The 24,095-nt window shown below is 69.5% G+C and carries 23 protein-coding genes and 4 pseudogenes; 16 read left to right on the top strand and 11 right to left on the bottom strand.

Annotated features, from left to right (window positions below; all coding sequences use genetic code 11):
• Window positions 1–285: 285 nt before the first annotated feature.
• Window positions 286–1,569, bottom strand: coding sequence for an RNA polymerase sigma factor (locus ACFYW5_RS35020; RefSeq protein WP_389421185.1), 1,284 nt, complete (start codon window positions 1,567–1,569; stop codon window positions 286–288).
• 37 nt (window positions 1,570–1,606) lie between these two features.
• Complete coding sequence (locus ACFYW5_RS35015; protein WP_389421184.1) at window positions 1,607–1,957, bottom strand: YciI family protein; 351 nt, start codon at window positions 1,955–1,957, stop codon at window positions 1,607–1,609.
• Window positions 1,958–2,586: 629 nt separating this feature from the next.
• Between ACFYW5_RS35015 and ACFYW5_RS35010 the strand changes: the two are divergent.
• Window positions 2,587–3,276, top strand: a pseudogene (locus tag ACFYW5_RS35010) (methyltransferase domain-containing protein); the annotation flags it as partial.
• Here ACFYW5_RS35010 and ACFYW5_RS35005 read toward each other — a convergent pair.
• The gene (locus tag ACFYW5_RS35005; RefSeq protein ID WP_389421183.1) at window positions 3,197–3,721 is read right to left on the bottom strand and encodes a hypothetical protein; all 525 of its coding nucleotides are present in this window, start codon (window positions 3,719–3,721) and stop codon (window positions 3,197–3,199) included. The pseudogene ACFYW5_RS35010 and the gene ACFYW5_RS35005 sit on opposite strands and share 80 nt — an antisense overlap.
• Window positions 3,722–4,498: 777 nt before the next feature.
• On the opposite strand from ACFYW5_RS35005, the gene ACFYW5_RS35000 reads away from it, so the two are divergent.
• From ACFYW5_RS35000 to ACFYW5_RS34985, 4 genes and pseudogenes are all read left to right on the top strand, one after another.
• Window positions 4,499–5,836, top strand: coding sequence for a hemolysin family protein (locus ACFYW5_RS35000; RefSeq protein ID WP_389421182.1), 1,338 nt, complete (start codon window positions 4,499–4,501; stop codon window positions 5,834–5,836).
• Window positions 5,833–6,849 carry a hemolysin family protein gene (locus ACFYW5_RS34995; protein WP_389421181.1) on the top strand — a complete coding sequence of 339 codons (1,017 nt, stop codon included), beginning with the start codon at window positions 5,833–5,835 and terminating at the stop codon, window positions 6,847–6,849. Before ACFYW5_RS35000 ends, ACFYW5_RS34995 begins: the two co-directional genes overlap by 4 nt.
• A 151-nt stretch (window positions 6,850–7,000) precedes the next feature.
• Entirely contained in the window at window positions 7,001–7,204 is a 204-nt protein-coding gene (locus ACFYW5_RS34990; protein WP_055711351.1) for a cold-shock protein, read from the top strand.
• A gap of 830 nt (window positions 7,205–8,034) precedes the next feature.
• Window positions 8,035–8,321, top strand: a pseudogene (locus ACFYW5_RS34985) (transposase family protein); the annotation flags it as partial.
• Here the strand turns inward: ACFYW5_RS34985 and ACFYW5_RS34980 are convergent.
• Window positions 8,248–8,478, bottom strand: coding sequence for a hypothetical protein (locus ACFYW5_RS34980; RefSeq protein WP_389421202.1), 231 nt, complete (start codon window positions 8,476–8,478; stop codon window positions 8,248–8,250). The pseudogene ACFYW5_RS34985 and the gene ACFYW5_RS34980 overlap by 74 nt on opposite strands.
• A 568-nt stretch (window positions 8,479–9,046) precedes the next feature.
• Complete coding sequence (locus tag ACFYW5_RS34975; protein ID WP_389421180.1) at window positions 9,047–9,541, bottom strand: hypothetical protein; 495 nt, start codon at window positions 9,539–9,541, stop codon at window positions 9,047–9,049.
• Window positions 9,542–9,911: 370 nt separating this feature from the next.
• On the opposite strand from ACFYW5_RS34975, the gene ACFYW5_RS34970 reads away from it, so the two are divergent.
• From ACFYW5_RS34970 to ACFYW5_RS34935, 8 genes are all read left to right on the top strand, one after another.
• Window positions 9,912–10,757, top strand: coding sequence for a hypothetical protein (locus tag ACFYW5_RS34970; RefSeq protein WP_389421179.1), 846 nt, complete (start codon window positions 9,912–9,914; stop codon window positions 10,755–10,757).
• Between the two features lie 81 nt (window positions 10,758–10,838).
• A complete protein-coding gene (locus ACFYW5_RS34965; RefSeq protein ID WP_389421178.1) occupies window positions 10,839–11,729 on the top strand; it encodes a transposase in 891 nt (296 codons plus the stop codon).
• 187 nt (window positions 11,730–11,916) lie between these two features.
• A complete protein-coding gene (locus ACFYW5_RS34960) occupies window positions 11,917–12,207 on the top strand; it encodes a hypothetical protein (RefSeq protein ID WP_389421177.1) in 291 nt (96 codons plus the stop codon).
• Between the two features lie 299 nt (window positions 12,208–12,506).
• Entirely contained in the window at window positions 12,507–12,695 is a 189-nt protein-coding gene (locus tag ACFYW5_RS34955; RefSeq protein WP_389421176.1) for a hypothetical protein, read from the top strand.
• A gap of 13 nt (window positions 12,696–12,708) precedes the next feature.
• Window positions 12,709–13,431, top strand: a complete 723-nt coding sequence (locus ACFYW5_RS34950; protein ID WP_389421175.1) for a hypothetical protein — start codon at window positions 12,709–12,711, stop codon at window positions 13,429–13,431.
• On the top strand, window positions 13,428–14,402 hold the full coding sequence (locus ACFYW5_RS34945; protein ID WP_389421174.1) for a DUF6895 family protein: 975 nt from the start codon (window positions 13,428–13,430) through the stop codon (window positions 14,400–14,402). The genes ACFYW5_RS34950 and ACFYW5_RS34945 overlap by 4 nt, the downstream gene beginning before the upstream one ends.
• Window positions 14,399–15,319 carry a DUF6895 family protein gene (locus ACFYW5_RS34940; protein WP_389421173.1) on the top strand — a complete coding sequence of 307 codons (921 nt, stop codon included), beginning with the start codon at window positions 14,399–14,401 and terminating at the stop codon, window positions 15,317–15,319. Before ACFYW5_RS34945 ends, ACFYW5_RS34940 begins: the two co-directional genes overlap by 4 nt.
• A complete protein-coding gene (locus tag ACFYW5_RS34935) occupies window positions 15,316–16,413 on the top strand; it encodes a serine hydrolase domain-containing protein (RefSeq protein ID WP_389421172.1) in 1,098 nt (365 codons plus the stop codon). Before ACFYW5_RS34940 ends, ACFYW5_RS34935 begins: the two co-directional genes overlap by 4 nt.
• Before the next feature lie 112 nt (window positions 16,414–16,525).
• Here ACFYW5_RS34935 and ACFYW5_RS34930 read toward each other — a convergent pair whose 3' ends face one another.
• Complete coding sequence (locus ACFYW5_RS34930; protein ID WP_389421171.1) at window positions 16,526–17,887, bottom strand: carbohydrate-binding protein; 1,362 nt, start codon at window positions 17,885–17,887, stop codon at window positions 16,526–16,528.
• A 69-nt stretch (window positions 17,888–17,956) separates the two neighbouring features.
• Here ACFYW5_RS34930 and ACFYW5_RS34925 point away from each other — a divergent pair, with 69 nt between their 5' ends.
• Window positions 17,957–18,472, top strand: coding sequence for a hypothetical protein (locus tag ACFYW5_RS34925; RefSeq protein ID WP_389421170.1), 516 nt, complete (start codon window positions 17,957–17,959; stop codon window positions 18,470–18,472).
• Window positions 18,473–18,800: 328 nt separating this feature from the next.
• Here ACFYW5_RS34925 and ACFYW5_RS34920 read toward each other — a convergent pair whose 3' ends face one another.
• From ACFYW5_RS34920 to ACFYW5_RS34900, 5 genes and pseudogenes are all read right to left on the bottom strand, one after another.
• Window positions 18,801–20,228, bottom strand: a complete 1,428-nt coding sequence (locus tag ACFYW5_RS34920; protein ID WP_389421169.1) for a hypothetical protein — start codon at window positions 20,226–20,228, stop codon at window positions 18,801–18,803.
• 274 nt (window positions 20,229–20,502) lie between these two features.
• Window positions 20,503–20,814 carry a hypothetical protein gene (locus ACFYW5_RS34915; protein WP_389421168.1) on the bottom strand — a complete coding sequence of 104 codons (312 nt, stop codon included), beginning with the start codon at window positions 20,812–20,814 and terminating at the stop codon, window positions 20,503–20,505.
• A gap of 428 nt (window positions 20,815–21,242) precedes the next feature.
• Window positions 21,243–21,635 (bottom strand): alpha/beta fold hydrolase, encoded by a 393-nt coding sequence (locus ACFYW5_RS34910; RefSeq protein WP_389421167.1) that lies wholly within the window; start codon window positions 21,633–21,635, stop codon window positions 21,243–21,245.
• A gap of 70 nt (window positions 21,636–21,705) precedes the next feature.
• Complete coding sequence (locus ACFYW5_RS34905; RefSeq protein WP_389421166.1) at window positions 21,706–21,924, bottom strand: alpha/beta fold hydrolase; 219 nt, start codon at window positions 21,922–21,924, stop codon at window positions 21,706–21,708.
• Between the two features lie 236 nt (window positions 21,925–22,160).
• Window positions 22,161–22,508, bottom strand: a pseudogene (locus tag ACFYW5_RS34900) (ATP-binding protein); the annotation flags it as partial.
• 308 nt (window positions 22,509–22,816) lie between these two features.
• Between ACFYW5_RS34900 and ACFYW5_RS34895 the strand changes: the two are divergent.
• The gene (locus tag ACFYW5_RS34895) at window positions 22,817–23,323 is read left to right on the top strand and encodes a transposase (protein ID WP_389421165.1); all 507 of its coding nucleotides are present in this window, start codon (window positions 22,817–22,819) and stop codon (window positions 23,321–23,323) included.
• Window positions 23,244–24,002 (top strand): annotated as a pseudogene (locus tag ACFYW5_RS34890) (ISAzo13 family transposase); the annotation flags it as partial. The gene ACFYW5_RS34895 and the pseudogene ACFYW5_RS34890, both read left to right, overlap by 80 nt.
• Window positions 24,003–24,095 lie beyond the last annotated feature (93 nt).

The following is a 24,095-nucleotide window of genomic DNA, read 5'->3' as shown; positions in this document are numbered from 1 at the left end:
TCGCGAGCACGGGTACCGACCCGTGGGAAGCGACCGCTGCTACCAAGCAACGAACCTGCCTCCCCACACACCCCGCGCCATCGCAGCCAGCCCGCTACCGATCCGTAACTGTCGTCACCAACAGTGCACAAAAGGCCGGCTGACAACCAGAGACACGTTTGCTACCAGCGGATATAGCCCTGCGTGACAGACGACTGTGTGGACGAGCACAGCACGCGGCATCGGTACGGCAGACGGGTGCCTCTCAGCTCTCCTCGGGTGGGAGGGGGGTTTGGGGTTCCGCCGTCATGTGCTGGTCTTGTCGGCCGGGTCGGGCGGTTCGATCTGGGTCAGCTTGTTTCGCAGGTGGGCCCGTTCGGGTTCGGTACCGGCCAGGTCGAGTGCTTCCCGGTAGGCCGACGCGGCCTCGGGCAATCGGCCGAGCCGGTGCAGCAGGTCTCCCCGGGCGGCAGGGTAGGGGTGGTGACCGCGCAGCCGCGGCTCGTCGACCAGCTCGTCGAGCAGCGCCAGGCCCGCCTCCGGGCCGTCGCGCATCGCCACCGCCACCGCCCGGTTCAGCTCGACGACGGGGGACGGCGTGAGCGCGAGCAGCACGTCATAGAGCGCTACGATCTGTGGCCAGTCGGTGGTCGCGAGGTCGGCGGCCTCGTCGTGCAGGGCGGCGATGGCGGCCTGCACCCCGTACGGGCCGGGCGGCCCGCCCGTCAGCGCGCAGACCACCAGGCCACGGCCCTCCTCGATCATCGGGCGGTCCCAGCGTCCGCGGTCCTGGTCATCGAGCAGCACCAGCTCGCCGTTCGGACCGGTCCGGGCGTCGCGCCGCGCGTGGATCAGCAGCATCAGCGCGAGCAGGCCGGCAACCTCCCGCTCGGCGGGCAGCAGCCGGTGCAGGATCCGCGCCATCCGGATGGCCTCCTCGGCGAGGTCGAGCCGTTGCAGCTGCGGGCCGGAGCTGGCCGCGTAGCCCTCGGTGAAGACCGAGTAGATGACCTGGAGTACCCCGGGCAGGCGTCCCGGCAGCTCGTCGGCGCCGGGTACGCGGAACGGGATGCGCGCCTCGCGAATCTTCTTCTTCGCCCGCACGATCCGCTGGGCCATCGTCGCGGTGGGGACCAGCAAGGCCCGGGCGACCTCGGGCGTCGTCAGACCGGCCAGACAGCGCAGGGTCAGCGCCGTGCGATCCTCCGCGGCAAGAGCGGGGTGGGCGCAGGTGAAAAACAGCTGCAGCCGCTCGTCGGGCAGGTCGCCGCCGGCGTCCGCGGGCGGGGCGGGGTCGGCGCGGTCCGCCTCCGCCTGCAAGATGGCGAGGCGGGCGGCGTATGCCTGGTCCCGTCTCAGACGATCGACGGCCTTGCGCCGCGCCGTGGTCAGCAGCCAGGCGCCGGGCCTGGCCGGGACGCCTTCGGCGGGCCAGTGCACCAGAGCCGCCTCCACGGCCTCGGAGGTGACCTCCTCGGCCAGGTCGAGATCGCCGAAACGGCGGACGAGGGAGGCCAGCAGCCGGCCGCGTTCCTCGCGGAACACCGATTCCACCGCCGACTGGCCGGGCCACTGGCCGGGGGGCTCCATGGGCGTCTCGGGTCCTGTGGCTCCCTCGTCCTTCACGTCAGGCCCCGAATTCGGCGATCGGACGCACCACGACCGACCCGCTGCCGCGCGCGCCAGGACAGCGGGCGGCCCAGTCGAGCGCGACGTCCAGGTCCGGTACGTCGATGACATAGAAGCCGCCGAGGACCTCGCGCGTCTCGGCGAACGGCCCGTCGGTGATCGTCCGCTTGCCGTCCTGGTCGACGCGCACCGTCGTGGCGGTGACGAGATCCGCCAGTGACTCCCCGGACACCCAGATCCCGGCGTCCTTCACCTCCTTGTCGTAGCTCATCCAGTCCTCGAACGTGCACTCGGCGGCTCCGCCGTTGTCGTCGATCGCACCAGCGTTGATCAGCAGCATGTACTTCATGGTCCGACTCCTGTCAGGTCCTGTGGTTTCCTCGAGCGGCGGGTCGCCGTACACCATGACGACGAACGGGACACGGTCAGATCGACAGCTCCCCGAAGATTTTCTCCGGGACAAGCTCAGCGCCCATGCTGGTTCTCACAACGGAAACGATCGTTCGTGATACACGAAGATCATCATGGCGTTCCCGCAGGTCGCGGCTGTAACGCTCCCCGCGTACGCGCCCATGTGACGAAGCCCCCTTCGCGATGCGTTTCGATCATGAAAATCGGCGTTGTCCGTGTATCGACCCGCGACCAACACCCCGAAGCCCAAGAAGATGCGCTCCGCTCGACCGGCTGCGAGAAGATCTCCACCGACAAGGGATCAAGGCAAGCTCGCCCTCCGGCCCGAACTTGGCAAGGCACTGTTGGTCGCTTGCGAGGGCGGCCAACTCGTGATCACGAAACTCGACCGGCTCGGCCGCTCTCTGGAAAACCTGAATCGAACTGTCCAAGGAGCTCCAGAAGCGCGGCGTTGGCTTGGTTGTCCTCGACCAGGACATCGACACCTCCACCGCGGTTGGCAGGAGATTCTTCCAGAATTTCAGCGAACCGGTCCGCGGCCCGGTCGCGGCCGCCAGGAGGGTCCGGGTGACCACCAGCACCGCAGACCTCTGGCACCACTACGGCCGCGCCCGCGCCACCCGTGACCGCGCCGTTCCCGACACCTTCTACTGGAGTTGGGGCCAGGACGCCGGGCCCGGCCCCGAGGTCCTCGGTGACCTGACCGGCCGCCGTGTGGGCGACCTCGGCGCCGGCGCAGCCTGGCACGCAGCACACCTGGCGATTCACCATCAGCCTGCCCGGGTCGTCGCCGTCGACGCCTCGCCCGCCCACCAGGCCATGGCAACCGACCTCTACGCTCACCTCGCCCCGTGCCTGCGCATCGTGCGGTCCGGCGCGGTGCCCCATCTGCAGGCGATGACCGGCGCGTACGACGTGCTGTACAGCGTCTTCGGCGCCGTGGACTTCACCGCCCCGCGCGAGGTACTGCCCGCGGCGGCAGCCGCCCTCAAGCCGGGCGGGCGCCTGGTGTTCGCAACCCTCGCCCACTATCTGAACGGGGCGCCCGCCCAGCCCGATGCCGTGGCTGCCGATATTCCGGCAAAGACACCGGACGGCGAAACCATCACGATGCGCCGCTGGGTCCTGCAGGAGCATGTGTGGACCAAGCTGCTCGACGAGGCCGGATTTACCAGCATCACCGTTGGCGTGCGGCCCGCCGCCACCGGCGGGCCGCGCACCGCCGACACCCTGCTGGTGAGCGCGTACCACCCGTCCTGGAACAGGGCCCAGCTCCGCCAGCGACCTGCGGAAGCCGCGCGTGGCGCGGCGAGGGGTCCACGTCCAAGAGGCGCTGAACAGGGCAATTCGAGCAGGTCGGGCGAGGTGTCGGGCGGCCAGGTACCCATTGCCGCTGCTGGCTGGCAGCCGCCTGCATGAAGGAGAGACAGCCCGTGTAGCGGTGCGGTGACCAGTTCCTGTCCCGCCAGACCCAGTTGGCGATCGAGCCATCGGGGTCGTGGCCGGTCTCCCGGCCGACCGCCTGGGCCATGGACCGCACACGCCGGGCCAGAACCCGGTCGAGGACGAGAGGCTGAGGGCCGGTTGCCGACGGAACCGTCTTGCCGGCGAAGTACAGGAACTTGGTGGAGAACGACGGACCGAACCCGGGAACGAGGCCCTGAAGCCCCGGGTAAGCAGCTTCTGCGCTGTGCTTGCTCAACGTGGTGACCGCACGGGCCAGTGCGGTATCCAGGCACTCGGCAGTCAGGATCTTTTACAGGGAGGCGGGGCCGCTGCCGCTGGGGGAGCCGTGTTTCTCCTTCCCCCGCACATAGGTGGCGATCCCGTCGAAGAAGATCGGCGGGACGCTTACCAGCGTGCGGGCGGTACGCCTTCCTGGAGGGTCTGAAGCGGGCCTTCGCCTTGGTAGATGTCCGCCCCGACCTGCTCCGCCAGGAACCTGCCGCGCCGTGATCAGCCGGGGAACCGAGTGTCCGGTGTGTCTCAGGCAAGTGTCGTAGAACGAGGCTTCCTGCACCCGTTCCATGGCCGGGGGAGTGCTCAAGGCGGTCGATGGCCATGATGGACTGCCACCTTTCGGGGCATAGCGGCGATCTGAGGCTGCCGAGGGCGTCGATGTCGACGCCGACCTCGGCCACCAGCTCGGGCTCCGCCAGGACGACGTCCCGCTCTCGTTGACTGCCCCTTCCGGCCGAGCTGGACCGGTTACGTTGGACGGGCTGATGGCGGCCCCGACGCCCTCGGGCCATCCAGGCGTCAATCGTGGAAGCGCCCAGTGGCCGGCCATCCGAAGGTGACTTTACTGGTCTTTTACCCTGGGATGAGGGAGAATCTTTCTTCCGCCAGGACGATGTTCCGCCCCCGTGCCGGGGGTGGCTGAGTGATGAAGGAGCAGCAGACCCGCAATGGGTGAACCTCCCAGTACGAGCCGTGTCACACCCCGCCCGACAGAGAGCTGCGAATCGGGGGTGGCACGGTGACCGAGTTGCTGCTGCTCCTGCTCGCTCTGGCGCTGACTCTTGCGTGCGCGGTGTTCGTTGCGGCCGAGTTTTCCCTGACCACGGTCGAGCGCGCTGACCTCCAGCGTGCTGCGCAGGCCGGCGAGCGCGGCGCGGACAGCGCGCTGAAGGCCGTCAAGCGGTTGACCTTCCAGCTTTCCGGTGCCCAGCTGGGCATCACGGTGACGTCGCTGGTGATCGGCATGCTCGCCGAGCCGTCCCTGTCCGCGCTGCTGCGCGGCCCGCTGATCGCGATCGGCCTGGGAGGAGCGGCGTCTGCGATCGCCACCATCCTGGGCGTCGCCGTGTCCACGGTGGTGCTGATGGTGGTCGGTGAGCTGGTGCCGAAGAACTGGGCGATCGCCCGGCCGCTGGCCGTGGCCAAGGTCGTCGCCACCCCGCAGCGCGGCTTCACCGCCGTCTTTGGCCCCTTCATCGAGCACCTGAACAACACCGCCAACCGGTTCGTGCGGCGTTTCGGCCTGGAGCCGGCCGAAGAACTGGCCCACGCACGCAGCCCGGAGGAGCTGGTGGCTCTCGCCCGGCACTCCGCGGCCCAGGGCGCGCTGGAGAAGGACTCCGCCGAGCTGTTCGTCAAGACCTTGCACCTGGCTGAGCTGACGGCCGAGAACGTCATGACCCCGCGGGTGGACGTCAAGGCCCTCGAAGCCCACGCCAGCGCAGCGGACGCGGTCAATCTGACCCACGTCACCGGCCTGTCCCGCTTCCCCGTCTACCGTGACAGCCTGGACGAGATCATCGGCACTCTCCACATCCGCGATGTCCTCGCCCTGGACGAAGGCAAGCGCGTCGGCACGCTGGTCACCGACCTGATCACGCCGCCGCTGCTCGTGCCCGACAGCCTGCCCGTCGACACCCTCCTCGCCCGGATGCGCGTGGAGCGCACCATGGCCGTGGTCATCGACGAATACGGCGGCACCGCCGGCGTCGCCACCGTCGAGGACATCATCGAAGAGGTCATCGGCGAGGTCCGCGACGAACACGACCCCCAGGAGGCCCCCGACCTGCTCCCGCGGCCCGCAACCGACGACGGCCGACGGGTCTGGGAGGCCCACGGCAGCGTCCGCACCGATGAGCTAGCGGAGATCGGCCTGAGCGCCGAAGACGGCCCGTACGAAACCCTCGCCGGCCTGACCGCCACCCTTCTCGAACGCATCCCGAAGCCTGGAGACACCGTGCATCTCGACGGATGGGACATCACCGTCCTCGACGTCGACCACCACCGCGCCGACCGCCTCACCCTCACCGCCCCCGCAGCAGCCGTGGAACGCCCCGAGCAGGAGATCACCCGATGACCACCATCCAGCTGCTCATCGGCGCCCTGACCCTGCTCACCAACGCCTTTTTCGTCGGTGCCGAATTCGCCCTGATCTCAGTACGACGCAGCCAGATCGAACCCACAGCACAGGCGGGCCACAAGCGCGCCAGGACCACCCTGTGGGGGATCGAGCACCTGTCGGCGATGATGGCCACCGCCCAGCTCGGCATCACCGTCTCCTCGCTCGTGCTCGGCGCCGTGGCCGAACCGGCCATCGCCCACCTGCTGGAACCCCCCTTCCACGCCATCGGCGTGCCCGACGGGCTCATTCACCCGATCGCCTTCGTCATCGCCCTGACGCTCGCGACCTACCTGCACATGCTCGTCGGCGAGATGGTGCCCAAGAACATTGCCTTGGCCGCTCCGGTGCCCACCGCACTGTTCCTGGGCCCGCCGCTGGTCGCGCTCACCCGCGCCCTGCGCCCAGTCATCTTCGGCATCAACGCCTTCGCCAACACCCTGCTGCGCCTGCTGAAGGTCGAGCCCAAGGACGAAGTCGCCGCCGTTTTCACTGACGACGAACTCGCCCGCCTGGTCGCCGACTCCAGTCAGGCCGGACTGCTCGACCCTGCTGACGGAGAGCGGCTGCGCGACGCCCTGGAGCTCGGCACGCGCCCGGTCGGCGAGGTCCTGGTGCCGCTGGCGAAAATGAGCACGGTCGACCACCGCGTCACGCCCGCCCAGCTGGAGAAGGCGGCGACGAGCGCCGGCTACTCCCGGATGCCCGTCGTGGGCCCTGGCGGCACGATCATGGGCTACCTGCACATCAAGGACGCCATCGGTATTGCCGAGCGGCACAAGCCCTTCCCCCGCGCAGCTCTGCATCCCGTGACCCGCGTGCAGATCGACACCCCCCTCGACGACGCCCTCACCGCCATGCGGGTCAACGGCACCCACCTCGCCGCTGTCACCGGTGACAAGGGCACCGTGATCGGCTTCGTCACTATGGAAGACGTCCTGTCCGAACTTGTCGGTGCGGCGGCCGCATGAGCGCTGTGAACTGTGGAAGCGGAACAGCTATGTCGCCGGTCGGATGAGCGCCGCTTTCCGGGGTAGTACGGCTCTTGGCTCGTGTGACTGCACGAGCCGGAGCATGCCCGGTGAAGGGCTGTTCCTTGGCATGAACGAAGGATCGACCCGTATGGCCAGCGGCACCGTGAAGTGGTTCAACGCCGAGAAGGGCTTCGGCTTCATCGAGCAGGACGGCGGGGGACCGGACGTCTTCGCGCATTACTCCGAGATCAAGGGCAGCGGATACCGCGAGCTGACCGAGGGCGAGCACGTCACCTTCGACATCGGCCAAGGGCAGAAGGGTCCGCAGGCCCAGAACATCGTCCGGGGCTGACCAGGCACGAAGATGTAGAGAGAGGCGGCTGTCCGATGTGCAGTCGCCTTTCTCATGGGACGGTGAGCATCTGGTGGAACCAAACCCGGCACGCACAACTTGGTGTGAGTGGAAGGCGCCTATCTTCGGCTGACCGTCGTCACCAGGGGCGGCCGCGTCCTGCGCGCCAACTGCCGCTGACCACCGCCGGACCATGAACTGCGGGCCGGCCCTGCCGGTGCACCCGGCTCACCACACTCGGCGGCCTGCTGCCGCCGTGCGCGGCCGGTGCCCAGGTGCCACCCGGTTGGCGCAGCATGAAGGCCGGCGCCCGGGGCACTGGCACGGTTGGCCCCGGAGCGTGTGCTTCCTGCTGCGCTACGGGCCGCGGGGTGGGTGCCGCAGTCATCCCCGAGTCGGCTGCGGCACCGCCCTGGCAGGGTCGTTCATGGCGCGTACGAATCGGCACCGCCGCGAGCGGCCGAGATGGGAGCGCGCCTGCCGGTACGGCTGTGAATGCCGTCGTGCTCTTCAACAGCCTCTACATCGACGCCGCCGTCAAGCGACTCGCCGCCGGCTTCCCCGTGACCGACGAACTGCTCGCCCGGCTCTCCCCACGACATCAACTGCCTCGGCCGCTACACCTTCACCCGCCCGTCGGCGCCGGGCCTGCGGCAACCGTGCGCCCTGCACACGGATGACGAGACGGACGACGCCGAGAACGGATATCCGCAGGCTCGCGCGATCAAAAGCGGTCCGGTCCCGAAGTCACTGAACCTCTTTCATCCTGGGCTGTCGGGTGAACCAGGCTGGTCAGGTGCGGTGACGTGGCGAAGCCCCTCGTCGTTGGTGTGGTGATCTCACTCAACACGCCGACGGCCGGGGGGCTTCGTTGGTTCCGTATCCTTCCACGCTTGATGTCCGACACGAGCTGGTCGAGCATGTCTCATGGCTCATCTACGCCCGAAGGTGTGAACGCCGCACTCGCTGGCGCAAGTTGAGCTGTTTCCGTCAGGCACAGCTCGCCCTTGCCCACCTGCGCAAGAACGAGATGCTCGCCCAGCTCAGCGCAGGGTTCGGCGTCTCCGAAGCGACGGCCTGGCGGTACGTGGACGAGACGGTCGATGTCCTCGCTGGGCGCTGCGCAAGCGCGCCCTCTTCGCTTCTTCCAGCGGCTGGGCCAGCTTCTCCCGGTACTCGGCCGCCAGCGCGGCATCGTTGGCGATCTCGGTGTTGAGGGCCCGGATCATCCTGTCGAAGGACGGGTCGGCGAACTCCTCCGCCGTGGCACGCATGACGAGCTTGAGGTCGGCCTCGAGGTCGCCCGTGCCGGCAGCGCGACCGACGCCCGTCCGCATCATCGCTCAGAGCCAGAAGGGCGGCGAAGACGACCGCGCTCTTCGACGGCCACCGCCGATAGATCGTCTGCTTGCCGACGCCGGCACGGGCAGCGATGGCCTCGAGGTGGCTTCCGTGCCCAGGGGTAGAGGGCCCATGCCTCGTTCAGAATGGGAGCAATGACGGGCGGTCAGGCGGTGCGCCGAGGCGCCGGACTCCCGGCGGGCGGCTCGGCCGGGGTGTGGGCGTCGTTGTCGGTGGGCCAGCCGGTCAGCCGGTCTTCGCTCTCGGCGTCGTCGGCCTGGAGCAGTCACGGGTCATCGAGCCGGCACAGGTCGTGGGCGGGCCGAACAGCCGGACGGCCCACGGCCCGCTCCGCCCGCCTCGACCACGAGATCGCACCGGCGGGCTGACACCGTGGACGCCGTGGGCCCTGCCCATGGAGGACGGGGCCCACGGCGTCAGTCCCCAAAGGAGTCAGCGGCTCAGGCGTGGCCACTGGACGAGGGACGGACAGCTACCGTGTCAGACCCGCCACGGCGGCATCGGGTAGAGGTTGCTGCACGGCCAGACGCAGCTGATCGGGCCGGGCATCAGCAGGCCGGCGTCGTCCTCGTTGTCCGCGCCTCCTGTGAAGTAGACCTCGGGAACCCAGCCCCACTGGCCGTTGTCGGCCATCGTGCTAGCCCACCAGTTGTTCGTCCCGCCGCTGAGGGTGACCGACGCACCCTGCATCTCGTAGACGAACCAGTTGGCGGAACCGCCGTACGTCAGGTAGCCCTTGATACCGCTGTTGACGTCCCGGGTGTTGTAGACCGGCACGTTGCCCCGCCACAGCGGGCAGTAGCGCACGGTTTCCTTCCAGGGGGTTCCGTTGTGCGGGTTGGTGAACGTCCGCTCGGTGGGCGTGTGACAGGGGTACCCGTCGTAGGCCGATGCGGTGGGCGCGGCGACGAGCACGGCTGCCAGGGCCGCAATGGTCGCGAAGACCGCGGTGAGGGCCTTTCGGAATCTTGCCACGGTGAGGTGGTCCTCCTCGTTGATACGGCAGCGGAACTCCGGCTGAGATCCGCTCCTTGGAATGTCATGGATCATGACTTCGTCGGAGGCCGGTCGGTTCCGGGGATGTGCTCGTTTTTTCTGCATGTCCATGCTCTGCGGCTGCTTGCATAGAGGGTTCCGGCAAGGGCGTGAGGGCGCGGAGCGGGATCAGGTCTTCTCACCGCGGTCGCCGCCGCTGTTGCCGGGCGGGACCTTCTCACGGCCTGGTGCTCGGTATCGGTGACGATGACGATGCCGATCCGCCGTACGTGCGCGTACTCGTTCTTCGTCCTTCCCCTGTCGGCCGGTCAGGTCGGGGTCGACGACCAGGTCCACGGTGAAGTCAAAGGTGTCGAACCCGCCGCTGGTCCGGGTAGCGGGGCGCTCGACGTTCGCCTACGAGTTCCGCAGGCCGCCGCTCGTGCAGAAGGCGCTGACGCTGAACCACGCCGCCGGCGGCTTCCGCAGCAGCAGGGCCTGTCCTCTGGGCGCGCGGGCGGTCGGCGCCCTGATCACCGGCAAGGTGTTCATGCTGGAGGTCGGGGCGTATTTCCCCGTGAGCATGGCCTTGCGCGGTGATGTGTTCGAGGCCGTGTTCATGATGCGGGAGAGGGACCTCGGGCACCGCACCAGCGGGCCCTACTCGCCGGAGCGGCCCCCGCACGACGCGATGGGCTGGGCCCAACTGCGGACGGGAATGGGCATGGCGGGCCACTTCCCCTCCTTCCGGATCGAGGCCGGCGGAAACTGGCCGCGTATCCACATCGCCCTGTCGGGGACCTCCGTGCGCGGTCTGATCGTGATGCCGGAAGAGGTGACGGCGGAGGCGGTGAACGCGCCCTATCTCGGCCAGTGGCAGGACCGGATCTCCTCCCACGTGCGGATCGGGCTGGACTACCTGGCCAACTGGCTGGGTTCCTGTCACCACGAGGCGGGCGGCACGGCACCGTCGATCGACCTCGACCTGGTCTACCGGCCGTTCGACTACGAGGCGAGTCTCGCCAGGTACGACCAGCCGATGCGTGAACTCATCCCTCCGGTGCGCCCGGTCCTCGAACTGCGTTGGCGCTCGGCGACCCCGGCCCAGCGCAGGGCCTTTGTGAAGAACCTGAAGGGCGCCCGGAAGAGCGGCTCCCGGTCCGACCCGCGCTGGAACTACAGGCTCGGCGGCATCGAGGTGGAAGTGCCGCGCTGACACGGCGGTACACCCTCCCGGCCTTCGGCACCCGCACCGCGCGTCACACCGACGTCGGCTCCACTGTCTTACGGCCGGAAAATGACGCATCGTCAACTCTGTCTCCGGCCCCTCGCCCCGCTCGTATGTACCGCAGCCGGACAAGCTGGTGGCGGCCGCATCCTGGCCGTCGCGCCCACGCCCAGCCTGGCGGCCAAGCTGCCCATGTGGAAGCTGACCGCCATGCTCCGACGAGCCGGCCGGCGCAGGGGCATCGAGACGGACGCCGAACGAGCCCAGCAGCTCTTCCGCCAGGAAGCCCCTCGGCAGCTGCCCCTCGTCGAGGACGCCATGGGCAAGCAGGCGCGAGCCCTGCTGCAGCTCGATGCCGCCTGCGAGGCGGTCGATGACCGGGCGCGGGCCACCGAGAAAGCCTTCCGGACGCGCCCGGACGCGGTGATCACGCTGAGCCTTCCCGGAACCGGCGCTCAGGTCGGTGCCCGCATCCTGGGCGAGATCGGCGACGACAGGAGCCGGTTCGCTTCGGCCGCAGGACTGAAGGCGTACGCGGGATCGGCCCCGATCACGCGGGCATCTGGCGAACGCCGCTACAGCGGACGCCGGTTCGTCAGGAACAACCGGCTCAACCACGTCGGCCGCCTGTGGGCTTTCGACTCCCTCAGCGGTTCATCCGGTGCGGACTCCCACTACCGGCGCCGCCGGGCAGGAAGGGCTGGCATATGCAGGCTCTGCGGCACCTGTTCAACCGGATGCCCGGCGAATGAGTCGGTTCCCGGCCCAGGTGTCGAGGCGGTCGCATGCCCAAGCGGGGTCATACGCTGCCGTGGGCAGCTGGGGTATGCGCTTTCGACCGGTGTCGTCAAGCCGGTAGGGAACCTTGAAGGCCGTGTTCCAGTCGTCCAGCTTCGCGGCAAACCGCTCTTCCGCTTCTGCCGGACCGATAGACCAGCGCGCGCTCCGCGAGTTCGATGAGCTGAAATGCCTGGCTCACCCGGCCTCCGGGACCGTTGTCAGGGTCGTTCTCGGTGGCGACCAGGCCAGCGGCGCCATCCGCAGCATCCGCTGCGATCGCACAGGACAAGGCGTGCCAGAGCCTGGCGGGTGAATCGGGCACGGTCGGCGTCGTAAGAGGTCGTCTCAGTCACCCCCACAGCCTCCCTTGGCGGTGATCCTGCCGCCGCTTGTCCTGCGGGTAGAGGTCTTCCGCGTTGAGGCACAGCACCTCGTCGGCCCGTGTGGCGGACTCGGCGAGCATCTTCCACTGCGTCTTCTCCCGGAGCGCGACGTCGAGGCGCCACAGGGCGGCGATCTGGTTCTCCGCGAGAGCCTTTATGCGGTCCGGCGGCGTCGGTCGCCGCTTGATGCCGGTCGTCGGATCGCGCTCGATCCAGCCTTGGCGCTGCCACCGGCCGATCGCCCTGCGCGCGATGGACAGTTCCCGGTTGGTTGACGGTTTCGGCGTCCATCTCGTCCGCCCGCGCCGCCGCCAGCTCGTCTTCTCGCCGTGCGTGACCTGTGGTAGCCCGTAAGCAGCACGAGCTGCGACGCGTCGACGGCCGCGTTGCGGAGGGATCTCCGCCGCTCAGGTTCGCTGTTCGAGGCAGCCGCGGCACTCCAGGAAGTGCAGTGCGCCGCCCTCGAGTTGCTTGAATCTGGCACAATCTAGACATTTCGTACCTTTTGTATATATCGACACAGGATGGGAACATTGAAGTAGACCCGCACATACCTCGCAAAGGAGATGGTGGTATGTCTGCCACCGAGTTCCAGCTCGAGGACCTCGTCCAGGTCCCCGGCATCGACGTCGAAGCGGCTCTCGACCCGGTAGAGGCCGACGGCTACTACCGCGACAGCCGGCAGTGCGCGGCGCTCGCCCTGACGGGCGGGACGAGCGAACTTCTGCTGTCACCTCCGACGCCACGTCCGAAGAAGGGCTGACGGGAGAAACAGAATGGAGAAGTCAGGCACTTCGACCCGCATCGCGGGCGCGGTGCAGGGCCTCACGTCGGAACTGGTCTCCGCTCTCCGGAGCGGGGACCGCTTTCGGCTCACAGGCCTCGCAGGCAGCATCGCGGAAGGGGACGCTCCCGAGACGACCGCGGGCTTGGCCCTTGCCGCCGTACGGGTGGTGGGAGCCGACGTCGTCCTGCCGAGCGCCCTGCGCGAGGCGCCACCTCCCGACTCCGACGATCTCAGAATGTTCAGCAGGGCTGTGCACGCCTACCCGCCACCCGCGGGAGCCTCTCCCACCTCTCTGTGGAGTCACTGGGCCATGAGGCGGGCGCTCCTGCGGCTGGACGCGTCCCTCGACGGCACGTCGGGCCACGACGCGGAGCCCGAGGCGGCATGGCTCGACGATGCCCCCTGGCAGTTCCTGACGCAACAACTCGCGGTGCTCGCCCCGCTCGCACTCCCCGACGAGGACTGCGGGGTGGCCCGCGTCGCGCGCGGCCGTCCCGTCGACATCGCCCGGGGCTTCGTACGCGCGGTCCGCCGCCGCGACTGGCTCCAGGCCGCCGGAGCGGGACGCTGGCTGGTCCTCCTCGACGGTGTGCCGGACACGCTGGGGCTGGACACCGGCCTCGACTTCGTGGCACAGATGGGCGGCGACGACGCACGCGTGGCGCTGCAGGTCCAGGCCGCGCGGCTGATGCGGGCCGGAGCGCCGGTGTGACGGCGCGTGAGATCCAGGAGGCGCGCCAGGTACGGCGGCTGGGCGAGGCCGCGTTGGCCTGGGTGTCCGCCCACCGCGACGGATTCCGGCTCGGCGAGGACGCGCTGGCCGAACGTGGTCAGGTGAACTTCACCTGGAAGCCTCTCGGCGAGCTGGCCCAGGTGTGCCTCTGTGTGCGTCGGCACACCGATCCGGCCGACCCGCTTCACGTGACCGCCTCCGACCTGCTGGCGTTCGCCTGGCAACAGACCGGGCGCGGAGCCCTCTTCGCTGAACTGCAGCGCTTGGAACCCTTCGCGACGTACCCGCTGGAGGTCTATGCGGCGTTCGCGTCGGCGGGCCTGCGCCACACCGGCTACGAGAGCGCCGCCGCGACGGTGGCCCGCACCCGGGGCTGGCAAGTGACGGAGCAGGAACCGAACCGGCGCCTGAGCGTGCTCAACTCCGAGCGCCGCAGCGGGGTTCCGGAACACGGGGAGATGCCCGAGGCCCTGCGGCGCACCTGGCTCGCCGGTCTGCCGGAGCCGTGGACCTTCGAGGGAGCCGCCGGCTACACGCTCACGCACGTGGTCTTCCACCTCACCGACTGGGGCCTGACCCCCGAGGCCGTACCCCCGCGGGTGGCGGCCTACCTCGAGCACTGGCTGCCGCCCTGGCTCGACACCTGTCTGGAGGGCGAGCAGTGGGACCTGAGCTGTGAACTACTGGCTGTGGCGAGCAGTCTGCCGGACCCGCCGGAGCGCACCATGGTCCAGGACGCCTGGGCCAGACTCGCGGTGGCGCAGGACGACTCGGGCGCCGTCCCGGAGGTCGGCGCCGGCCGTGGCGGCCGTACCGGCGCACACGAATTCACCGACTGCTACCACTCGACACTGATGACGGCCTTCGCCGCCGTGCTGACCCTCGACCGTCTGCGCGAGGCCGCCGGGGACGGCGCGGCAGCGCGGGGTGGACAAGGAGCGGCCAGATGACCAGCACCCGTCTCATCCACAACGTCGGGCTCCGCGCCCTCGAGTGGCTGCACGCCCACCGCGACGGGTTCCGGCTGGAGCCGGACGCCGATCCGGAGGTGGGCTTCCTGGACCGCCTCAAGCCGGTCGCCGAACTGGCCCTGATCTGCAAGGTGTTGTTCCGCGAAGGTGTCGCCGGCTCGCGCCAGGCCGAGCTGGCCCGGCAGTTGGTCGACCACGCCTGGCGACACACGCTGGACGGCGGCCGGATGCTGGTGCGCGCCCAGGGCATCGAGCCCCTGTCACCCGTCCCCTTCGAGGCGTACCTCCCGTTCAAGGAGCTGGGCTACACGAATCCCGAGGTCGAACGGGCCGTACGGCTCTGCCAGCGGCTGGAGAGCCACGCCGCCCTCGAGATGGCGCCGGTCCGCCGCCTCGGCCTGTCCGCGTTCCAGCGCCGGTTCGGCCTGCCGCCCCGACCACCGGAAGCGGAGATCGTCCCGAAGACGTGGCTGGGGCGCACGCCCGAACCCTGGACGGTCGAAGGGCACACCGCCTACGACATCACCCATACCGTCTTCCACCTCACCAACTGGGGAGAGGACCCTGGCGGTCTGCCACCGGACATCGCCGACTACCTCGGGACCTGGCTGCCGGCCTGGCTGGACGACTGGCTGGACCTGCGACGCTGGGACCTGCTCGGCGAACTGCTCGTCGTCGACGCGTGTCTGCCCCGCCCCACGTTGGACGAGCGGGCCTGGGAAGGTTTCGCCGCTGCCCAGCAACCCGACGGCGCGATGCCCGCCATCCGCATGATGCCGCAGGGCGATCCCGACGAGGTGTTCGACATCGTCTACCACCCGACACTGGTCGCCGCGTTCGCCTCCGCGCAGGCCACGTCCCGCGCCCTGACGCAGCTGGCGCAGGCACCGGCATGACCACGCGGCCCGCCCCGTGGCCGGGCGATCCGCTCGCCGCCACCGGCGTGCTCCCGCCCGGCGGCCCGCCGACGGAGGCCCCCGTGGACGCCGACGGCGACGTGGTGCTGCGGCTCGACGCGGCCGTCGGCGCAGTGGACGCGCCCGACGTCGTCTTCGCGCTCTCCCGGCACGGTCGCCGCACCGTGCGCTGCGGGGGCAGCGCGCCGCCCCCGCCCGTCGCGCGCCACGAACTGCGCTACGAGATGGGGTCCGCCTCCAAGACGTTCACCGGACTGCTGCTGGCCCACCTGACGCAGGCGGGCCGGCTGTCCGCGGGCGAACCGGCCGCCGCCCTTCTGGACCCGGCCCGGCCGGCCGGCCCGGACCCCGTCACGCTCGCCCACCTGATCACCCACACCTCCGGACTGCCCGGCCTTCCCGCCGACTTCTTCGTCCGAGCGCTGCCCACCTGGCACACCAACCCCTACGCTCGCTACCCGGCCGAGCGGGTGATCGACTCCTTTCTGCGCCATCGGCGGCGCCGCCGGCCCGGCACCCGCTGGCACTACTCCAACTTCGGTGTCGCCGTGCTCGGTCACGCCCTGGCGGCGGCTACCGCGACGCCGTGGGAGGAACTGCTCACCGCTCAGGTGCTGCGTCCGCTCCGGCTGAGCGGCACCGCCCTGTGCCCCGGCGGCCCGGAAACAGACGCCGTCGGACACCTCAGGGACGGTACGACGCCCACGCCCGCGTTGGCCGTCGGCGGCTTTCAGGCGGCCGGCGCCGTCCGGGCCACCCCGCACGACCTGCTCACGTTCCTCGAAGCACACCTGGACCCGTCGGGCCGGCCCCTGGCCGACGCGCTGCGGGTGGTACGTCGCCCCGTGCTCCGGCGCGGTCTCGGGCACCGGCATGTGCACACGATGGCCTGGTTCCAGCACCCCACCGAGTACGGTCCGATGTACTTCCACGGCGGGGCGACACTCGGGCAGCAGGCCTTCCTGGGCTTCAGGCCCGACACCGGAACGGCGCTGGCCGCCATGTGCACCCGCCGCTTCCGCGCCCGCGACACCTTCGTGCCGACCGCGTACGCGCTGCTGGCCGAGGCATAGCGCGACACCGGCCGAGGCAGGGCGCGACAGGCCGGGAGCGGCCGACGTCGTGCCGTGGCGCGAGGACCGAGTCCGAGGACGAGGACCTCGCGCCACGGCATCGCCGTGGTCGTCAGAGGCGCTGCCACAGGGCCGGGGTGAGGGCGGGCTGCCACGCGCCCTGCGCCTGATGCGCCTGCAGGCACTGGTAGGAGACGCCGTCGTATGCCACGCGCGCTCCAGTGTCATAGACCTGGCCCGCGGCCCAGCCGGTCTTGCCGTCCTGGGGCGCGGTCGTACCGCTCTCGGCCGTGCTGGTGCTGAGGATGAGGCCGTAGGCGCTGAGCAGGGGGTTGATCGGCTGGTAGAAGGTGGTTCCGCCGCTCGTGCAGTCGCCGGAGCCCCCCGACGTGACGCCCTGGGCCTGGGTGCCCGAGATGTAGGAGCCGCCGGAATCGCCCGGCTCGGCGCACACCGTGGTGCGGGTCACGCCGTCGACGGTGCCCTCGGCATAGCTGACGCTGGTGTCGTGCTGCTCGATCGTTCCGCAGTGCCAGCCGGTGGTCGACCCGGACCGGCAGACCGCGGCGCCCGCCAGGGCCTTCACCGAGCCGGCGGTCTGGACGTTCTCGTCGCCCTTCCCCTTGACGGCGGGCGTCGCGGTCCAGTCGCTGTTGACGCCCACCCAGGCCCCGTCCTGGCCGGGGAAGACGGAGTTCTGGAAGGTGCCCTGGGCGACCTTGTTGAAGCCGGTGGTCTTGGCACCCGCCTTGCCGCAGTGGCCAGCCGTGGCGAAGCCCTGCTGCTCGCCCTTGGTGACGGAGAATCCCACGGAACAGCGGGCCTGGTCGTCGATGTAGAAGGCGTCACCGCCCCGTACGTCGTGCAGGGCGCGAGGCCGCTCCGCCGACACCTTGACGTCCACGAGCCCGGCGGTGACTCCGGCGGCGGCGATGAGCGTGTCCGCGGCGGCACGGCTCGTCGCCTGCACCGTCACCCGGTTGGTCCGCACGTCGATGTACCGAACCGGCGTGTCGAGGGCCTTGCCGGTCACGGCGCCGTCCAGCTTCGCCTTGGCCTTCCGCAGGTCCTGCAGGGAGGTCTTGACGACCGCCGCCCGCGCTCCACCGGCCTCGATGGCGGCAACGTCCGCGGCGTCGGTGGTCGCGACGGTCAGGTCGGCGGACGTCGCGCCGCTCACCCACGCTCCCGCGAAGTGCTTGCCCAGCGCGTTCTGGAGCCGGCCGGCGCGCGTGCCCGCCTCGGCCTCGTTCACCAGGCGGGTCCTGGACTGCACCGCGGTCAGGCGCAGATCACGTTCCAGCGCCCGCAGAACCACGGGTGACGGATTGTTCGCGCCGAGCGTCTCGGCGGGAAGGGCCCCGGCGTGGGTGCGGGGGGAGTCGGCGGCCGCAGCGCCGGGCGGCCCTGTGAGCGCGAGTGCGCAGAGTGCCGTCAACGCGGCACAGTAGGCTGAAACGTGTCTGTGGGCCATCAGGCGTCTCCTCGGGTGGGGACAAGGGAGATCTCGAATTTCTAGGTTTTGCCAAGAACGGCTCAGGAGATGTCCGTAGCTCGGCTGTTCCGCGCATCGGACGGCAGGAAAGGGCCATCCGGCGCAGCACGGGCTGCCGACAGGCCAGCACTGGTGTGTCGGCAGCCGCGGGAACATCAGCAGATCGACGATCTCGTCGCGGACTTCGAGCGCCTCGAAGCCGGTGATCCCGAGCGCGAGGAGAAGGTGCGGCGAGCCTTCGCCCTGATACGGCAGGACATCAGGGACGAGGAGGCCCTGCTGCTTCCCGGGCTGCAGGACACCATGGACACCGCTCGGCTGAGGCGGCTCGGCGCGGCTTGGGAGGCAGTGCGCAGGACCGCGCCCACCCACCCCCATCCCGTCATCCCCAGGCGCCGACCGGGGAACGCCGTGCTGGGCGTACCGCTGAGTCTGTACGACCGGACACGTGACGCGCTCGGTCTGGGCGATTCCGCCTCGACCATGAAGAAAGTGACCGCTGGCCTTGCCGCGTTGCTCGCGTCCGCCGGTGCGGCGATCGCGATTGTGCGCAAGCGGTACTGAGCGACGGACCGCCGTGTCGCCCGGATCCCAGGGAGCTTGCAAGGCCGTAGCCGAGTGCCTGGGCGTCTCCCGCCGCTCGGTGGAGCGGCTACCGCTCGGGTGCGGCCAAGAAGCCGCAGAAGCGCCTCCAGGAGGCTCTGGTGCAGGAGACCGAGTCACAGTGGCAACCGCAGGTCAGGGCACAGGCGAAGGCGGACATCGCTGAATACCGCCGAAGCGCCCCCGTTCCACGTCCGCTGCGGCCCGGTCGTCCTGAGGCCTGTGCTCGGAGGCGTGGCCGGAACGCGGAACGGGCCCGCCCCGTGGGGCGGGCCCGCATTGCCGTCGATCAGAGCTGGCCCCTCGGGTTCAGCACGATGGCGCCGGAGTCGTTCGCCGGGTTGCCCTCGTTGGGCATCGTGTACGCGAAGAACGCCCGGCCGGTGGCGTTCCTGATCACCTCGTCGACGCGGAGGCCGAAGGTGAAGGTGCGGGAGGCGTCCTCCAGGATCGGGGTGTCGACGAAGCAGAGGTAGTCGCCCTCGGCGCCCTCCCAGTCGGCGGCCTGGCAGCCCTCGGGGACCGTGGTGGCCGTGGTCCCCGGGGGAAGGTCGACCCAGAAGGAGATCGGCTCGCCGCCGGAGCGCAGCAGGGCGAGCCAGGCGGGGCCGTGGTTGGCGAAGCCGACGTCGACCGACACCGTCTCGCCCTTGCGGGCCCGCAGCCGCTCACCGGTCAGATCGAGGTCGAAGGTGTTCGTCGTCGGCAAGTCCGTCTCCGCGTACCGGGTGTAGCCCGTGGGGTCGGCGTCCGCCAGCCGCACCAGTTCCAGGTCGGGCCCGGCACCGGCCTGGTAGTCGCCCTCGGCCAGCAGGTCGGCCACCTGGTCGGCGGGCACCGCGCTGAAGGTGTAGAACATCGAGTCATACAGCGCGAAGCCGGCCGTCCCGATCGGGAACGGGGCGTTCAGCCCGTAGGCCGCGCCGCCGGCGAACTCGGTGTCGAAGACACACAGGGCCGTGGAGCGATCAAGCAGCATGTCGGGGTCACGCGGGTCGTACCAGCAGTTGCCGTAGGTGCTGGGGAAGGAGAGGCCCCGGGTGCCGGAGATCTGCAGCACGACGCCCTTGCCACCGAGGCCGCCCAGGTTGCGGAAGCCGAGTGGCGCCTGGAAGGTGTCGCCGGCCCGGAAGCCCTCGGGCTCGGTCAGCTGCTTCATCTGCAACTCGGGGCCGCCGACCAGCACGTCCACCGTGTGCCCGGTGAAGACCAGACCCTCGCCCGCGGCCGTGACCTCGATGGTGCCGAAGTCGCCCGCGGCGCTCTCGCCGGTCACGTCGAGTCTGATGCCGCCCAGGTCGTTGTCGTCCTGGCCGGCGTAGATCTCGTAGTCGCTGCAGGTCGCGACCAGCCCGTCGACGGAGCAGCCCTGCCACCCGCCCAGGCGGGAGAAGTCGACGGCGGCGACACCGGCCAGGGAGCTCGCGTCCACCGTGACCGTGTAGTCGCCCTGGTGGATCGGATAGATGACTCCGTTCTCGTCCGGCACCGGCTCGCCGGGTGCCCGGAGTCCGAGCTCGATCTGCGGCTCACCCGGCTCGCCCGGCTCACCGGACTCCGGTTGCAGCGAAAGGTTCACGCTGCCGGGGCCGGTCACGGAGACCGGCAGCGGTTCCTCCTGAGCACTGGCACTGGCCGGAACAGCGAGCGCCGTACCGGCCAGGGCGGCCAGCGCGAACGCTGAGATGGTGTGCCGCACCGCGGCGAGAGACGTCATGGGACCCCCGTGAGTCGAACATCCGGCGCCCCGGATCGGTGACGCCGTATGCATGACCCATGAGCCCGCTGTGAGGTTGCCCTGTCTTTTGGCCGAGAACGCGAACGCCGCCAACACCACCGCGCGACAGCGCCGACACCGACGCCCGACCCCCACGCCCGACAACGCGAACGGGCCCGCCCTCACTGTCTACGGCTGCCGCGCCCACCGCGCGGCAGCCGGATTTCCCGTCACCGTTTCCGCAACCATTGGGAGGCTCGTGTGAGCACCCTGTTCAGGTGTCGATGCCGGTCACCGCTGTCGGGCCGAGCGGAGCCTGTTCCTCGTCGATGCCGGCCTGGCGCAGGGCTGCAGCGGCCACCTGCTTGGCGTGCTGTTCCGCGCTGCGGCCGTCGTCAGCCTCTACCTCCAGACGGAGGCAGAACGTCCCGTCGTCATTGACGGTGAGGATGTCCAGGTCCTCGCTCTGGCCCAATGCCGTGTGCTGCGGGTCGGCCGGACGCAACTGCTTCATGACAGAGGCCCGTTCGGCGTCGCTCACGTCACGCAGGAACGTGCCCGGAATGGTGATGACGAAGGTGGTCATGCCGACTCCCTATTTCCCGTGCCAGGCTTCGCGGCGATCCCGCAGAGCCACACACGCCTGTCGCATGTCGAGCTGGAGCGAAAACTCGTGGGACGCAGTGCGTTGTACGTCTGCGGCAGTGACCGAGCATTGTTCCTCGGCGCGGGCCAAGGCCAGTTCCGCAGCGCCCAGCGCCAAGGACTCCTGCCGCTGGGCGTCGCCGACCTCAGGGCTCTTCAGCGCGTACGGCACCTGGTGCCACAGCCCAGTGGCCGAACGCCCCGCCCCACCACTTTCCATAGGACCGAAATTCATCCTCACAGTCTGCCCCGCCACAGCCGAAAATCCCGGGCGAATGCCGCTAAGCACTGCCCCATGCCACGCCCTCTGTGCAGGAACGGGCTGGTCCTAATCTCGGGCGCGTCACGGGCAGTGTGTCCTGACCGGGCTCAGGTGGGAGTGGCGTGCTCCGGTGTGGCGCCGGTGGGGGTGTTGCGGATGAACTCGCTGATGAGCAGGGCTGTCAGGTCGGGTTGGTCGCGCATCACCCAAGTGCGGCTGTCGGGAATGGTCTCCAGCTGGGCGCCGGGCACGATTGCGGCCAGTCGCTCGCCGTGCGCGTAGGGGAAGAGCCGGTCCTCGCGGGCGAAGGCGAGTAGGGTGGGCCGGTCGAAGGAAGCGAGCCGCCTTGCCGGTTCGAGCAGGGCCGTGGGGACGATCCCACGGGTGACCTTGACGCAGTCGCGCCGGACGCCGCGGTCGGCGAAGAAGGCCCCCAGCCAGTCGTCGATCAGATCGTGGGGCAGTGCGCCCCTGGTCAGCAGGCCGAACCCGAAGGGCATGCGACGAACGGCACGCAGCCGCAGGGCCTGGAAAACCAGGGTGAGCAGACCGGGCACCCGGGAGGCGGGGTCAAGATCTGAACCAGGGTGACGGGCAGTTGTCGAAGCACTCGCCGTTGGTGAGGACGAGACGTCCGATCCGCTCGGGATGATGGGCGGCGACGAGCTGGGCGACGGCGGTGCCGAGATCGTTGCCGACCAGGGTCACCCGGGGCAGATCGAGCGCGACGATCAGATCCGCGACCAGCCGGGCGATCCCCGGGAGGCTGAGGTCCGTGCCGGGATTCATCGGGGTGCGGTAGGTGCGGTGTTCTGCCCGACCTGCAGGAGATCGACACCGTTCTCGATGGGATGAACGGTGGGAGAACGCTGATCGATGGACGAGGGACGCATTGTCTGTCAATGAGGGGTGGAGTCAGGCCCGGCGGCTGGCCCGCCGGGTACTCGTTGCCGAGCTGGGTGAATGGCAGCTGCCGCTGCTGGAGATTTCCGTCAGCCGGTGAGGGATGCCGCCGTTCGCGCTGGTCAGGCCACTTGGGTGTCCCGTTCGATGGCGGCGAGCCGGTTCTTGAGCCGGTAGCTGGGCCCGTTGATCGAGATCACGTCGCAGTGGTGAAGAAGCCGGTGGAGGACGGCGGTGGCCAGCACCTCGTCACCGAAGACCTGGCCCCATTCGCTGAAGGTCTTGTTCGACGTGAGGGTGATTGAGCCCTTCTCGTAGCGCTTGGAGATCACCTGGAAGACGAGGTTGGCCTCCGCTCGTTCCAGGGGTTGGTAGCCGACCTCGTCCACCACGAGGACGCTGGGGCGGAGGTAGCAGCCAAGTTTGCTGGTCAGGAGGCCTGCGGCTTCGGCGACGGTGAGGTTGCGGACCGACCTGGCCACAAACGCCGCCGAGTCACTCATCCCCGGAGTCGGCGTCCTGGCCAAGGGCCTGGCCTCAGCCTGCGCAAGAATCCGACGCCGGACAGCGAAGGGCTGCGGCTCGGGCCGCTCCCAGACCGATGCGAGGTCCGGGACGCCGAAGGCATGCGTCTGGACCCCGTACCGGGCGCTTCTCGCGGGTGCTCACGGGCGGGCGCCGGGCTTGTCGACGACGCCCCAGGCGTCGCGGGCGCTGACGACTAGTACTGCAACGGTGCTTGCCGTGACTGCTGGCCAGCTCGGTCGTTGATGTGGTCATGGGTGGGGACCTTGCTGATGTCAGGTTGTGGGCTGGTGAACTCGAGGCGATGCATGACCGGTTCGTGCACCGGTTCAACCGGGAGGAGCCGCGCCAGTCGGCACTGGCATACATGCGCGGACTGATCGCTCCGCTGGAGCGAAAGAACGGCTGGACACTGGCGGAGGAGGCCGGGCACGCGGGCCCCGATCGCATCCACCGACTGCTCAACCGCATCGAGTGGGATGCCGACGAGGTCCTGGACGACGTACGCGACTACGTCGTCGAACACCTCGGAGACCAGGATGCCGTCCTGATCGTCGACGACACCGGGTTCCTGAAGAAGGGCATCCGCTCGGCCGGCGTGCAAAGGCAGTACTCCGGCACCGCCGGGGCCCGTATTTCAATAAGTGCTCGGCAGAGGGGTGTTGGTGGGAGCCTGAGACATGACCCCGTGTCTGTCAGGCCGCGTTGCCGCTCGTGCTTTGCGGACCAAGTTCGATCAGATCCTGCCGCACTTCGATGAGCGCCGCCGTCGGTTGTACCTGGCCAGTGAGGCGACGGCCCTCGGCCGTGGCGGGATCGTCCGGGTCGCTGCCGCCTCCGGTACTAGCACTGCAACCATCGCGCGAGGTATGGCCGAGTTAGCCGGTTGCTCCTCACCGACCCTGCGGGTGCGGGCTCCAGGTGCGGGCCGCAAGCGGCTGACAGACACCGATCCTGGCCTACTGCCCGCGCTGGAGTCGCTGATTGAGCCGCACACCCGAGGCGACCCCGTCTCCCCGTTGCGGTGGACAACACTGTCGTTGCGGGCCCTGGCCTCGACCCTCAGCGCACAGGGCCACCCGGTCAGCGCTTCAACCGTCGGACACCTGCTGCACACGCTGGGCTACAGCCTGCAGGGAACCGCGAAGACAACAGAGGGCATCAGCCATCCGGACCGCGATGCCCAGTTCACCCACCTCAATGCCACCGCCGCCGCGTTTCTCAACGACACCCAGCCGGTGATCAGCGTCGACACCAAGGCCAAAGAATGGCTCGGCAACCGGGACCGGCCCGGTCGCACCTGGCGGCCGGGCAAGAACGCGATCAAGGTGGACTGCCACACGTTCACCACCAACGAGCAGCCCATGGCGATCCCCTACGGGATCTACGACATTGCCAAGAACAGTGGATGGGTCAACGTCGGCACCGACCACGACACTGAGGTTCCCCCGAGATGCGGAGTGTGTTGACAGAGGGTCAGATGGTTCTCATGAGAGGAACATCGACCATGGCCGCCCCCAGAAAGTACTCGC

Source organism: Streptomyces sp. NPDC002779 (assembly GCF_042888685.1).
Lineage (GTDB): Bacteria > Actinomycetota > Actinomycetes > Streptomycetales > Streptomycetaceae > Streptomyces.
The sequence above is the reverse complement of the archived record's forward strand: the minus strand, read 5'-3'. Positions and strand labels throughout refer to the sequence as shown.